We start from the raw sequence: 12509 nt of genomic DNA, 5'->3' as shown, positions 1-12509 counted from the left end.
TCTCACCCGACGTCGGCGAAACCGGCTGCCTGGGGGTGATCCAGCCACGCGGTGCGCAGCGTCCGCTTAATCTTCCCGATGGCGCCCTGGAAGCCGTCTGCAAGATCATCCTTGTCGAATATCAGGACAGTCCAACCGGCCGATTCGAAGGCCTTGTTTCGCCGCCGGTCACTAAAGGACTGGGCGTCAAGAAGGTGATGTTCGCCGTCGTACTGGATGGCGACCCGCCGGCACCGATAGCCGAGATCGGCGCTTGGGGACACGGCGTCAGCATCACGCAATGACAACTGCAGATCCGGTTCGGGAAGACCGGCATCGGCCATGGCCAGCCGGAGCAGGGATTCGGGGGCAGAGTCGGCGCCGACCCGCATGAGATCCAACGCTTCGCGGGCACGCACGACACCCTGCAGGTTTGGGTGGCGGCCTACCAGAGCACGGAGTCCGTCCAGGGTGTCATAGGGCTGGGTCCGACTCTCGAAGGGCTCCCGCGGGATGCGGACCAGCTGGTCGCCCATGCACACCAGTTCATTTACTGACAGTTGCCGCGCCAGATCGAGCCAGGTCCGCGACCGGGTGCTGATGCTGATGCCGTCGATCGACTCGATCTCATCGTCCCGGGCCAAGACCGTATGGCCGACTACGCCCTTGCGGCGCACGGAGGGCAGGGACCGAGGCTTGCTCAAATGCAGCTCCGTTGAGTCGGCCAGCCAAGGCGGCAGCAGCTGGCACCGCAACCGTGCTGCGGTGACATGGGAGATCCATGCGCCCGGTGATGCGGCAGACAGCGCCCGCGCCGCCGCTTCCAGTTCAAAACTCCAGTTCGAGGGGCGGTAGAGTCCGCGCCCAACATGGACCACGTCTTTTCGACGCAGCCTGTCCGCTGATACTCCAGCGGCCCGCGCCGAGTCCACCGTGAACGGAGCGATTGCCAACAGCCCAGGCAAATTGTTGCGCTTACTCATGCTGGCATTGTGTCCCGAAAGTCGATAATGCCGCAGAAGATATCCACAAGTGGACCCCGGGCGCCGGGAAGTGAGAGAGGGTTTGGGGAAAGGCGCCGGGAAGTGAGAGAGGGTTTGGGGAAAGGCGCCGGGAAGTGAGAGAGGGTTTGGGGAAAGGCGGCGGGAAGTGAGAGAGGGTTTGGGGAAAGGCGCCGGGAAGTGAGAGAGGGTTTGGGGAAAGGCGCCGGGAAGTGAGAGAGGGTTTGGGGAAAGGCGCCGGGAAGTGAGAGAGGGTTTAGAAAAGGCCGACGGGCTTACCCGTATCGTCCACGTCCATCCGCAGGGCTGCCGGGACCTTCGGCAGGCCGGGCATGGTCATCACCGCGCCCGTCAGCGCCACGATGAAACCGGCCCCGGTCTTGGGAATGAGGTCCCGCACATGGACTGTGAACCCTTTCGGCGCACCCAGCCGGGTGGCGTCGTCGCTGAACGAGTACTGTGTCTTGGCCATGCAAACTGGCATGCCCGCCCAGCCGTTCTTCTCGATTTCGGCCAGGCGCTTGAGCGCGGGGACGGAGAAGTCCACGCCGTCGGCCCCGTACATTTCCTGCACGATGGTGCGGATCTTGTCCTCCACAGACAGCTCCAGCGGATACAGGTGCCGGAAACTGTGCGGAGCATCCAGCGCGGCAAGCACCTTGGCCGCGAGGTCGTCGCCGCCGTCCCCGCCCCCGCCGCGGCCCCAGACGTCCGCCACTGCAGCCTGCACACCTTCGCCGGCGCACCATTCCAGCAGCCAGTCGAGCTCCTCCTGGGTATCCGTGGTGAACTTGTTGACGGCAACCACGGGGGTGATTCCGAACTTCTCGACGTTGCGGATGTGCCGCCGGAGGTTGGCCGTGCCGGCCGCCAGAGCCTCCGCGTTGGGCTCCTTCAGCCGGTCCTTGGCCACCCCGCCGTGCATCTTCAGTGCGCGGACGGTTGCCACGAGCACGACGGCGGACGGAGCCACGTCTGCCACCCTCGCCTTGATGTCCATGAACTTTTCAGCCCCCAGGTCGGCGCCGAAGCCGGCTTCGGTGACCACGATGTCCGCGAGCCGGCGCGCGGTCTGGGTGGCGATCAGCGAGTTGCAGCCGTGTGCGATGTTGGCAAACGGGCCGCCGTGCACCAGGGCGGGAGTTCCGGCGATGGTCTGCACGAGGTTGGGTTTGATCGCATCCCTGAGCAGCAAGGTCAGGGCACCCTGGACGCCGAGGTCCGCCACCGTCACGGGCTCACGCTCGTAGGTGTAGCCGAAGGTGATGCGGCCCAGCCTGGCACGGAGATCGGCAATGTCCGTGGCCAGGCAGAAGACGGCCATGATCTCGGACGCCGCGGTGATGTCGAAGCTGTCCTGCCGTGGTGTCCCCTGGGACGGGCCGCCCAAACCGATCACTACCTCGCGGAGCGAGCGGTCGTTCATGTCCAGGACCCGCTTGAAAGTCATCCGGCGGGGATCGATGTTGAGCTCGTTGCCCTGGAAAATATGGTTGTCCACCAGGGCCATGAGCGCGTTGTTCGCCGAGGTGATGGCGTGGAAGTCCCCGGTGAAGTGCAGGTTGATTTCCTCCATCGGGAGCACCTGCGAGTAGCCGCCGCCGGTTGCTCCGCCCTTCATGCCAAGTACGGGCCCCAGGGACGGCTCACGCAGCGCGATCATCACCTTCTTCCCGGCCCGCGCCAGGGAATCCGCCAGGCCCACGGTGGTGGTGGACTTTCCCTCGCCCGCAGGTGTGGGGGACATCGCCGAAACCAGCACCACCTTGCCCGGCAGCCGGTCGGGCGCCCCTCCCGGCATCAGTAGCTTCGCCGGATCGATCTTTGCCTTGTACCGGCCGTGGAGTTCCAGGGCATCGGTGCTGATGCCGGCCGCGGCGGCGATTTCCTCGATGGGCCGCATGGTGGCGCGCTGGGCGATTTCCAGGTCACTCATGACGTTGTTGTCAGACATCGTTGTCCTTCAGTTCGTGGCTGCAGGCAAAGCCGTTCGGGCGTCCCTCCCGGCACTCCCGGCTAAGGCGTGTGGCCCGCCGGAATTCTGTGACTATCAATGTACTGGTCTACGGCGGCATGGTAGCTTTCCAGCGTGATCGCGGCGGTTCGCTGCCAGCCGAAGCCCTGGGCCTGCACGGCTGCCGCGCGGCCCATGTCCTCCCGCGTGGCGGGGTCGTCGTAGAGCGCCTCCAGCACATCGGCCCAGTCGGCGGCTTTGTGGCCGTCCACCAGCAGCCCGGTCCGTCCCTCGAAGATGGCCCGGGACAGCCCGCCCACGCGGGTGGCCACCACGGGTGTCCCGCAGGCCTGGGCTTCCAGCGCCACCAGCCCGAAGGACTCGCTGTACGAGGGCATCACCACGACGTCGGCCGAGCGGAACCAGTTGGCAAGCGCAGGTGCGTTCACCGGCGGATGGTGCGTGACGACGTCGTCCATTCCGGCGTCGCTGATCAGCGATTTCAGGTCGAAGTCCTTGGCCCCGCTGAGGGCGCCCAAAATGGTGACCTGCAGGTCGATGTCCGGGCGGCGGGAGCGGAGCAAGGCAGCTGCCTTGACGAGAATCTGCGGGCCTTTGAGCCGCTGGATCCGGCCGGCGAAGAGCAGATGGAATTTGCCGGCGGGCACACCGAGCTGTGCGCGGGAACGGGTCCGGAAGGCCGGGGTGAACACTGTCAGGTCCACGCCCGGGGGAGCGACGTCGATGTGGTCGAAGTCTGCGTTGTAATGGGAGACAAGCTCGGCGGCTTCGGCCGGGGTGTTGGCGATCAGCCGGGTGGCGCCGTCGACAATCCGGTGTTCGCCGTCCTCGCGCCGCCGCGGTTCGGGTTTCTCGCCGGAGTGCAGGAGCAGGTTCTTGACCTTGGCCATCGTGTGCATGGTGTGCACCAGCGGCACCCCCCACAGCCGCGAAAGCTCCAGCCCGGCGACGCCGGAGACCCAGTAGTGCGAATGGATGAGGTCGTACCGGCCGTGCGGCTGGCGCTGCCGGATCCGCTCGACTTCCTCCACCATGCTGTGAAGCAGCTCCGGAAGTTCCTCCTTGAGCAGCTTCCGCGGCGGGCCGGAGATCACGTTGTGAACGCACACGCCGGGGTCCGGGTGTTCGACGGCGGGCTGTCCCGACGACGTGGACCGCGTGAAGATTTCCACTTCCACACCGCTGGCGGCCAGCGCCGACGCGAGCGCCCGCACGTACACGTTCATGCCACCGGCGTCACCGGAACCGGGCTGTTCCATGGGCGAGGTGTGCAGGGAGAGGAATGCGACACGGCGGATCAGAGTCACGGCTCTCCCTTCGGCTGGCGGAACTGCATCCGATAAAACAGTACTCCTGAAGTGCCCCGGCCTTCACAGCGGACCGCATGCCGTGCGGCCCTCCTGTACACCAGCCGCAGCCCTCCTGCTAACGTGGCGGCTGTGAGCCCAACCACAGACGCAACCGCAGACTCAGCCGGCACCGCAGCCGGTATCGAAATCCGCCCGGCCATCGCGGCCGACTGGCCCGGCATGTGGACGATCCTGGAACCCGTCATCCGGGCCGGCGACACCTTCACCTGGGACCGCGGCACCACGGAGGACGAAGCCCGGGCCCGCTGGTTCAAGGACGCTCCGGGCCAGGCGTTCGTGGCTGTCCGGGACGGTGCAGTGCTGGGCACCGGTGAGCTGCACGCCAACCAGGGCGGGGGAGGCAGCCACGTGGCCAACGCCGGCTACATGGTCCACCCGGACCACGCCGGCAAGGGGCTGGCCAAGGCGCTCTGCGCTTACTCCCTGGACGCGGCCCGCGCGGCCGGTTTCCGCGCCATGCAGTTCAACGCCGTGGTGGAGAGCAACGTCCGCGCGGTGTCGGCCTGGCAGGGCATGGGGTTCGAAGTCCTGGCCACCATCCCGGAGGCTTTCAACCACCCGACGCTGGGCTACGTGGGCCTCAAGGTGATGTACCGCAAGCTGTAGGACCCGCCGGTTTCAGGGCTTCCCGGTGTCAGGATCCGTCGCGCCACAGGCGCCGGAGCGCGGGGAAGGCCGCCTCGTACCCGTCCAACAGTTCGACGGCGAGCTCCCCGGAATCGATGAGCGGGTGGAGCGCGAACGCCCGGACGGCGTCGTCACGGCGGCCGCGCACCGCCGCGGACACCGTCAGCCGCTCCACCTCCTTGACCCGCTGCATGAGAGCCAGTTGGGCGTCCGCCGGACGGTCCTGCGGCACCGGCACCGCGCCGTCGGACGTCACCACGCAGGGAACCTCGACGACGGCGTCCGCCGGCAGCCCGGGAAGCGCACCGGCGTTCGGGGTGTTCAGGATGAGCTCGGCGGCCCCGCCGCCCTTCCCGCCGGACAGGGCACGCATCACACCGAGGGCAACGCGCTCGTATCCGCCGCCGGCGAGGTCGTCCTCGTCACGCTGTTCTCCGCCCTCGCGCGCCTCGGCCAGGTAGCCTTCCTCGCGCGAGCGCCGGGCCGCGTCCCACAGTTCGTAGGCCCGGGACCCGGCGGCGGCCAGCGCGGGGTACAGCCCGGACTGCTGTTCGTGGATCGATTCGCCGCGGGTCTGCCGCATGGTGCGGATGGCACCGACGGCCCGCTGCGTGTCGTAGTAGTAGTACAGGTACTCGTTGGGCAGGCAGCCCAGGGACTGGAGGAACGGCTGTGGAAAGAGCCTGCCCTCCTCGAATCCGGACAGCGCCTGCGCGTCCGCCAGCAGTCCGGGCAGCAGATCCTGACCGCCGGACTCCAGCCGGTAAAGCCAGCCCAGATGGTTGAGCCCGTAGTAGCCCACTCCGTCGAGCTTTCCCTCAGGCAGCGGGGCACCGGCCGCCCGGGCCGCCCGGTGAACCAGGGCGCCGGCCGAATCGCAGATGCCGATCACCCTGCTGCCCAGCACAGGGACCAGCGCCTGGGTGACCATTCCGGCGGGGTTGGTGAAGTTGACCAGCCAGGCTTCCGGGCAGCGCCGCTTCATTTCGCGGGCCAGTTCCAGCATCCCGGGGATGGATCGCAGCGCGTAGGAGATTCCGCCGGCGCCCGTGGTTTCCTGGCCCAGGAGGCCGAGGCCGAGGGGCACACGTTCGTCGGCTATCCGGCCCGCCGTTCCGCCCGGGCGGATGGCAGCGAATACCATGTCGGTGCCGTCAAGGCCTTCGGCCAGCGAGGTGGTGGTGCTGACCGCAGGGCCGGGGTGGCCGGATGAAGGAGACCCGCCGGAAGGACCCATCGATGACAGGACCGCCTTGATGGCGGCCAGCCGCAGGGGATCGACGTCGAAGAGCACAAGCTCGCGCACCAGCCCTGCGAAGGGGCCGGAGGTGAGCGCCCGGTACACCAGCGGGACACGGAACCCGCCGCCACCGGCAATCATGAGCCGCATACCACGCAGTCTATTCGGCCACCGGGCGCACGCCTCTCGGTGCGCCGCGGCGGGGCACTTTGCAGGGGTGGCGCGAGGGCGTAGTCTGCCGAACATGGACGCGATACCAGAGCGCCGGTTCGACCCGCTCTCCGCCGTCCGCACGCCCGCGGACGGGAGCTTCGATCTGCTCCTGACCGGGACGGTTTTCCAGGACATCATCTTCACCGGCCTGCCCCACGCGCCTGAGCCGGGGACCGAGATCTGGAGCGAGGGCATGGGCAGCTGCCCCGGCGGTGTGGCCAACCAAGCCATCGCCGCCGCGCGCCTGGGCCTGCGCACCGGACTGGCGGCCGCCTTCGGTGACGACGGCTATGGGGACTACAACTGGAAGATCCTGGCCGCCCAGGAGCACGTGGACCTGTCCCTCTCCAAGCGCATCCCCGGCTGGCACTCACCCGTGACGGTCTCGCTCAGCGTTCAGCACGACCGCTCCATGGTGACCCACGGCCACCCTGCACCGGTCACCTCATCAGAACTGATCGGCACACCGCCCGCCGCGCTCGCCGCCGTCGCTGACCTGGACGAGGAACTGGCCCCGTGGGCCATTGCCGCCAACAGCGCGGGGGTCAAACTTTTCGGCGACGTCGGCTGGGACGCCACCGGCAAATGGTCGTCCGCCCGGCTGGACAACCTGAAGTATTTCCATGCATTCATGCCCAACCAGCGCGAGGCCATGGCCTTCACCGGCCGGGACACACCATGGGCGGCACTGTATGCGCTCGCTGACCGGGTTCCGGTGGCCGTCGTGACCCTGGGGCCGCAGGGTGCCATGGCCGTGGACTCCGAGACGGGCGAGGAGGAATGGGTGCCGTCCCTGCCGGTCTCCGCCTATGACCCCACCGGTGCCGGCGACTGCTTCGGCGCGGCGTTCATTGTGGGCAGCCTGGCGTGCTGGCCGCTCGCTGACCGGCTCCGGTTCGCCAACCTGTGCGCGTCCCTGGCGGTCCAGGAAGTGGGCGGTTCCCTGGCAGCGCCCGGCTGGGGCGACATCGCCGACTGGTGGAAGCGGGCCAACGCCAGGCCTGAACGGCAGAGCAGCCAGTGGCTGCGGCGCTTCAGCTTCCTGGAGGAAATCGTGCGCGACGTTCCCCCGCAGGCATTGCGCCGGGCCACTGCCACGATCGCCCACCTCTCCGACGCGTAGGGCGCGTCTCCTGGACGCGCGGCGAGCCGGGGCTCAGCCCGGGGTGAGGACGCAGAACTCGTTGCCCTCCGGGTCGGCGAGGCACACCCAGGGCACATCGCCCTGGCCGACGTCGGCGTCAGTGGCACCCAGGGCCCGCAGCCGGGCCACCTCTGCCGCGTGATCGTCACCGGGATACGGCATCAGGTCGAGATGGACACGGTTCCATACGGTCTCCACGCCGGACGTGCGAAGTAATTCCAGGTACGGCCCGACACCCTTGGCCGAACGCAGCCGCGCATGATCGTCGGTCAGCTCATGCAGGGTCCAGTCCGTAGCCTCGCTCCAGAACCGGGCCAAGGCCCGCGGATCCGCGCAGTTGACCACCACTGTGGCGATGGGCCCGGTGTCCCGGTAGATCGGTCGCGGCTCCAGCACACAGAACACATTGCCCTCCGGGTCGGCCAGAACCGTCCACGGCACATCGCCCTGGCCCACGTCGGCGGCCGTGGCACCCAGCTCCAACAAGTGCGCGACCAGCTCCTCGTGATGGGCCGCAGAGGTGGTGGCGAGATCAAGGTGCGCGCGGTATTTCACTGTCTCGGGGTCCGGGACGCTGACCACATCGACGCAGACGGCGGCGGCGTCCGGCCAGGTGAAGCCCACGGGTTCAACATTGGTCACACCGGGCCCCTCGCTGGAAACGCCCCAGCCGAGAGCCTCCGCCCAAAACCGGCCGAGGGCTGAGTCGTCCCGGGCCTTGAAATTCACTTGAACAAGTCGCAGTGCCATACCGCACGACCCTATACCCGGGTGATGGAGCCGATAGTGGAGGCACGCCTGGCCAAATTAAGCCACCCGCCGCGGCGCCACTAGAATCACTAGGGTGACCTACCCAGCAGCAACCGGCGACTTCCGGCCCGTCCCGGACTCAGCGCCAGGCTCCGCCAGTGAAAGCCCCGCCAGCGAACGTTCAGCAGTGATCGACCTGGACGCCATCCGGCACAATGTCCGCCACCTGGCAGCCGTTGCCTCACCGGCGCAGGTCATGGCCGTGGTGAAAGCTGATGCCTACGGGCACGGTGCCGTTCCGGTGGCCCGGGCAGCGCTCGACGCCGGGGCGCAGTGGCTCGGTGTTGCGCACATCTCTGAGGCGCTTGCCCTGCGCGCCGCCGGCATCGAGGCGCCGCTTCTCGCGTGGCTGCATACGCCGGACAGCAACTTCGGTGCCGCCGTCGCCGCCGGAATCGACATCGGCTGCTCCGGCTGGGAGCTGGAGAAGATTGTCCTGGCGGCCCGCGAGCAGGAACGGCCGGCACGGGTCCACCTGAAGGTGGACACCGGCCTGGGCCGCAACGGCGCAACGCTGGAAGCCTGGGACAGCCTGGTGGGCGAAGCGATGGAATACCAGGACGAAGGCCTTCTCCGTGTGGTGGGTATCTTCTCCCACCTTGCCGTGGCGGACGAACCGGACCGCCCGGAAACGGACCAGCAGCTGCAGGCCTTCCGCGAAGTCCTGGCCATCGCCGAGGACGCCGGAGTGGACCCCGAAGTCCGCCACCTGGCCAACACGCCGGCCACGCTTTCCCGCCCCGACACACACTTCGACCTGGTCCGGGTGGGCCTGGGTATCTACGGGCTCTCACCGTTTGACGGGCAGTCGCCGGCCGAACTGGGGCTGCGCCCGGCCATGACCGTCCGCACCAAGGTGTCGCACTGCAAGGACGTCCCGGCAGGCCAGGGTGTTTCCTACGGACTCAACTACCGCACCTCCGGCACCAGCACCCTGGGACTGATCCCGCTTGGATACGCCGACGGCGTGCCGCGCGTTGCCACCGGCGGCCCCGTCCGGGTGGAGGGCCGGAACTACCCGGTGGTGGGCAGGATCGCCATGGACCAGATGGTGATCGACCTGGGACCCCGCGGCGTGGCATCCGGCGGACCCAGCCTGCTGGGTGCCGAGGCGGTCCTCTTCGGCGACGGCGCCGACGGCGGCCCGACGGCGGACGACTGGGCCCGCGCCGCCGGTACCATCAACTACGAGATCGTGACGCGGATCAGCCCGCGCGTCCCGAGGCGGTACGTCAACGAAAATCCGGCAGACCGGCCGGGTGAATCACGATGAGCGATCCGCAGTGGGAGCTGTCCCTCTCGGTGCAGACCGCCGAGGAAACCCATGCCCTGGCTGCCGCCCTAGGTGCCGTTCTCGAGGCCGGCGACCTGGTGGTCCTGACGGGCGAGCTCGGCGCGGGGAAGACCACCTTCACCCAGGGGCTCGGCGAGGGCCTGGGTGTCCGGGCCGGCATCATTTCGCCCACGTTCGTCCTGGTCCGCATCCATCCCAACCTTGCGGACGGGCCGCGTCCCGGCGGACCAGACCTGGTGCACGTTGATGCGTACCGGCTCGAAAGCGCCGCCGAAATCGATGACATCGACCTCGAAAACACGCTGGACAGCACCGTAACGGTGGTGGAGTGGGGCCGCGGACGCGTGGAGCACCTTAGCGACAGCCTGCTCGACGTCGAACTGCACCGGCCGCTGGTGAGCTCACCAGACTCCGAGGACGGTGTGCTGGACTTCGATACGGACGACGACGACGAACCCCGCACCATCGTGATCCGCGGCTTCGGCCCGCGCTGGGCTGAGCAGCCCCTGCTGCCTGCCGCCTTGAAAGGGAATGACTGATGCTGATCCTTGCCATCGACACGTCAGCCGTGGCCAGTGCCGCCCTGGTTTCGGACGATGCGCCCGAAGGGGTGCTGGCGAGCTTCTCCACCGAGGACACCCGCAGCCATGCCGAAGTGCTGGCTCCGGGCATCGGCGATATGCTCGCCGACGCAGGGGTGACGGGTGCGGACATCGACGCGATTGTGGCCGGTGTCGGCCCGGGGCCGTTCACGGGGCTGCGGTCCGGGATTGCCACCGCACGGACCCTGTCCTACGTGTGGGGCAAACCCCTGTACGGCCTGATGAGCCTGGACGCCATGGCGCTGGAAGTGGCTGAATCGACGTCCGCGGTGCCGGAATTCCTGGTGGCAACGGATGCCCGGCGCAAAGAGGTGTACTGGGCCCGCTATTCACTCGCCGATGGCCAGCTGCCCCTGCTGGTTGACGGCCCGCACGTGGGGTTCGCGGCCGGGCTGCCCGACCTGCCGGCCTATGGAGCCGGCGCAGGCATCTACGAGGATGTCCTCCGTGCTGATCCGGACTTCAGCTCGGAGCAGCCCGATGCCCTTTACCTGGGCCAGTTCGCACTGGCCCGGCTGGCCGCGGGGGAGCAGCTGCCGGACTCCACCCCGTTGTACCTCCGCGAGTCCGACGCCCAGGTCCCGGGCCCCCGGAAGCGTGCGCTGTGAACGGGACGGCAGGAATCACCGGAGTGGTCCCGAACGGCGTGACATTGCGGGCCATGAGCGGTGCGGATATCCCTGCGGTGCACACCCTCGAATGCAGGCTGTTCCCGGTGGACGCCTGGCCGCTCCAGATGTTCCATGACGAACTGGCACAGGCCGAAACCCGCCACTACCTAGTGGCCGAGGCTGCCGGCGAAATCGTGGGCTACGCCGGTCTGATGTGCATCGAACCGATCGCGGACGTGCAGACCATCGCCGTCGTGCCGGAGTGTGAAGGCAGGGGGATCGGCTCGGCCCTGCTGACCGAGCTCATCGCCGAAAGCCGGCGGCGCCGGGCGGCGGACGTGCTGCTGGAAGTCAGGGCGGACAACCCCCGGGCCCAGCAGCTTTACCGCCGCTTCGGCTTCGAACAGATCCACGTCCGCCCACGGTATTACCGGGACGGGGTGGACGCCCTGATCATGCGCCTCCAACTCCCGGACTCCGGCCTTCTGGCAGGACCGGCGGCCACTAATGCGACCCCCGACCACTTGACGGCCACGGAGGCAGACACACCATGAACCGAACGCAACCCCTTGTCCTGGGCATCGAATCCTCCTGCGATGAGACAGGCGTGGGAATCGTGCGCGGAACAGCCCTGCTCAGCAACACAGTGTCCTCTTCTATGGAGGAACACGTCCGCTTCGGCGGGGTTATCCCCGAGATCGCGTCGCGCGCACACCTGGACGCCTTCGTGCCCACGCTGCAGGCGTCCCTCGCGGAGGCCGGAGTAAGACTCGACGATGTCGACGCTATCGCCGTCACGTCCGGTCCGGGCCTGGCCGGGGCGCTGATGGTGGGCGTGTGCGCCGCGAAGGCGCTCGCGGTGGCCACCGGCAAGCCGCTGTATGCCATCAACCACCTGGTGGCCCATGTCGGCGTCGGCCTCTTGCAGGCGGGGAACAGCCTGCCCGACAACATCTTGCCTGAGAATTTGGGCGCCCTCCTGGTGTCCGGCGGCCACACCGAAATCCTCCGGATCAGGAGCATCACCGACGACGTCGAGCTGCTGGGTTCCACCATCGACGACGCCGCCGGGGAAGCCTACGACAAGGTGGCCCGGCTTCTGGGCCTCGGCTACCCGGGCGGACCGGCCATCGACAAACTTGCCCGGACCGGCAACGCCAAGGCGATCCGGTTCCCGCGCGGGCTGACGCAGCCCAAATACATGGGCACCGCGGACGAACCCGGCCCGCACCGCTACGACTGGTCGTTCAGCGGACTGAAGACCGCCGTCGCCCGCTGCGTGGAGCAGTTCGAAGCCCGCGGCGAGGAGGTGCCGGTCGCGGACGTCGCGGCCGCGTTCCAGGAGGCTGTGGTGGACGTGATCACGTCCAAGGCGGTGCTTGCCTGCCGGGAATACGGCATCACCGAGCTGCTGCTGGGCGGCGGAGTTGCCGCGAACTCACGGCTGCGCCAGCTCACCGAGCAGCGGTGCAGTGCGGCCGGGATCCGGCTGACCGTCCCGCCGCTGGATCTGTGCACGGATAACGGGGCCATGGTGGCCGCCCTCGGGGCCCAGCTGGTCATGGCCGGCATCGAGCCCAGCGGCATCAGTTTCGCCCCGGATTCGTCCATGCCGGTCACGGCGGTATCCCTTCCCGCCTAAA

At 68.1% G+C, this 12509-nt stretch carries 12 protein-coding genes; 7 read left to right on the top strand and 5 right to left on the bottom strand.

Annotated features, from left to right (window positions below; translation table 11 throughout):
- Positions 1-2 precede the first annotated feature (2 nt).
- From ACSQ1X_RS14760 to mshA, 3 genes are all read right to left on the bottom strand, one after another.
- Positions 3-962 carry a DUF559 domain-containing protein gene (locus ACSQ1X_RS14760; protein WP_436058202.1) on the bottom strand — a complete coding sequence of 320 codons (960 nt, stop codon included), beginning with the start codon at positions 960-962 and terminating at the stop codon, positions 3-5.
- Between the two features lie 274 nt (positions 963-1236).
- Positions 1237-2934 (bottom strand): formate--tetrahydrofolate ligase, encoded by a 1698-nt coding sequence (locus ACSQ1X_RS14755; protein WP_436058201.1) that lies wholly within the window; start codon positions 2932-2934, stop codon positions 1237-1239.
- Between the two features lie 62 nt (positions 2935-2996).
- Positions 2997-4262: a D-inositol-3-phosphate glycosyltransferase gene (gene mshA / locus ACSQ1X_RS14750; RefSeq protein WP_436058200.1), complete on the bottom strand. Its 1266-nt coding sequence runs from the start codon at positions 4260-4262 to the stop codon at positions 2997-2999.
- A 132-nt stretch (positions 4263-4394) separates the two neighbouring features.
- Between mshA and ACSQ1X_RS14745 the strand changes: the two genes are divergently transcribed.
- On the top strand, positions 4395-4931 hold the full coding sequence (locus ACSQ1X_RS14745; RefSeq protein ID WP_436058199.1) for an N-acetyltransferase family protein: 537 nt from the start codon (positions 4395-4397) through the stop codon (positions 4929-4931).
- Between the two features lie 28 nt (positions 4932-4959).
- On the opposite strand, the gene ACSQ1X_RS14740 is transcribed toward ACSQ1X_RS14745, so the two are convergent.
- Complete coding sequence (locus ACSQ1X_RS14740) at positions 4960-6342, bottom strand: 6-phospho-beta-glucosidase (protein WP_436058198.1); 1383 nt, start codon at positions 6340-6342, stop codon at positions 4960-4962.
- 94 nt (positions 6343-6436) lie between these two features.
- Here ACSQ1X_RS14740 and ACSQ1X_RS14735 point away from each other — a divergent pair, with 94 nt between their 5' ends.
- Positions 6437-7528 (top strand): PfkB family carbohydrate kinase, encoded by a 1092-nt coding sequence (locus tag ACSQ1X_RS14735; protein ID WP_436058197.1) that lies wholly within the window; start codon positions 6437-6439, stop codon positions 7526-7528.
- Between the two features lie 33 nt (positions 7529-7561).
- Here the strand turns inward: ACSQ1X_RS14735 and ACSQ1X_RS14730 are convergent, their stop codons facing one another.
- On the bottom strand, positions 7562-8299 hold the full coding sequence (locus ACSQ1X_RS14730) for a VOC family protein (protein WP_436058196.1): 738 nt from the start codon (positions 8297-8299) through the stop codon (positions 7562-7564).
- A gap of 94 nt (positions 8300-8393) precedes the next feature.
- Between ACSQ1X_RS14730 and alr the strand changes: the two genes are divergently transcribed.
- Genes alr through tsaD form a run of 5 tightly spaced genes read left to right on the top strand, consistent with a single transcriptional unit; the run spans position 8394 to position 12508 of the window.
- Entirely contained in the window at positions 8394-9632 is a 1239-nt protein-coding gene (alr, locus tag ACSQ1X_RS14725; RefSeq protein ID WP_436058195.1) for an alanine racemase, read from the top strand.
- Entirely contained in the window at positions 9629-10192 is a 564-nt protein-coding gene (gene tsaE, locus ACSQ1X_RS14720) for a tRNA (adenosine(37)-N6)-threonylcarbamoyltransferase complex ATPase subunit type 1 TsaE (RefSeq protein WP_436058194.1), read from the top strand. The genes alr and tsaE overlap by 4 nt, the downstream gene beginning before the upstream one ends.
- Positions 10192-10863 carry a tRNA (adenosine(37)-N6)-threonylcarbamoyltransferase complex dimerization subunit type 1 TsaB gene (gene tsaB, locus ACSQ1X_RS14715; protein WP_436058193.1) on the top strand — a complete coding sequence of 224 codons (672 nt, stop codon included), beginning with the start codon at positions 10192-10194 and terminating at the stop codon, positions 10861-10863. Before tsaE ends, tsaB begins: the two co-directional genes overlap by 1 nt.
- Positions 10864-10916: 53 nt before the next feature.
- Positions 10917-11420, top strand: coding sequence for a ribosomal protein S18-alanine N-acetyltransferase (gene rimI / locus ACSQ1X_RS14710; protein ID WP_436058192.1), 504 nt, complete (start codon positions 10917-10919; stop codon positions 11418-11420).
- A complete protein-coding gene (tsaD, locus tag ACSQ1X_RS14705; protein ID WP_436058191.1) occupies positions 11417-12508 on the top strand; it encodes a tRNA (adenosine(37)-N6)-threonylcarbamoyltransferase complex transferase subunit TsaD in 1092 nt (363 codons plus the stop codon). The genes rimI and tsaD overlap by 4 nt, the downstream gene beginning before the upstream one ends.
- Position 12509 lies beyond the last annotated feature (1 nt).

It is taken from the genome of Arthrobacter sp. LjRoot78 (assembly GCF_964254335.1).
Taxonomy (GTDB): domain Bacteria; phylum Actinomycetota; class Actinomycetes; order Actinomycetales; family Micrococcaceae; genus Arthrobacter.
Note: the sequence above shows the minus strand (reverse complement) of the source record. Positions and strands in the feature narration are given on the sequence as shown.

Coding starts and splice junctions, on each gene's coding strand:
- ACSQ1X_RS14760 (WP_436058202.1), bottom strand. CDS start 962: ATGAGTAAGCGCAACAATTTGCCTGGGCTGTTGGCAATCGCTCCGTTC.
- ACSQ1X_RS14755 (WP_436058201.1), bottom strand. CDS start 2,934: ATGTCTGACAACAACGTCATGAGTGACCTGGAAATCGCCCAGCGCGCC.
- ACSQ1X_RS14740 (WP_436058198.1), bottom strand. CDS start 6,342: ATGCGGCTCATGATTGCCGGTGGCGGCGGGTTCCGTGTCCCGCTGGTG.
- ACSQ1X_RS14735 (WP_436058197.1), top strand. CDS start 6,437: ATGGACGCGATACCAGAGCGCCGGTTCGACCCGCTCTCCGCCGTCCGC.
- ACSQ1X_RS14730 (WP_436058196.1), bottom strand. CDS start 8,299: ATGGCACTGCGACTTGTTCAAGTGAATTTCAAGGCCCGGGACGACTCA.
- tsaE (WP_436058194.1), top strand. CDS start 9,629: ATGAGCGATCCGCAGTGGGAGCTGTCCCTCTCGGTGCAGACCGCCGAG.
- tsaB (WP_436058193.1), top strand. CDS start 10,192: ATGCTGATCCTTGCCATCGACACGTCAGCCGTGGCCAGTGCCGCCCTG.
- rimI (WP_436058192.1), top strand. CDS start 10,917: ATGAGCGGTGCGGATATCCCTGCGGTGCACACCCTCGAATGCAGGCTG.
- tsaD (WP_436058191.1), top strand. CDS start 11,417: ATGAACCGAACGCAACCCCTTGTCCTGGGCATCGAATCCTCCTGCGAT.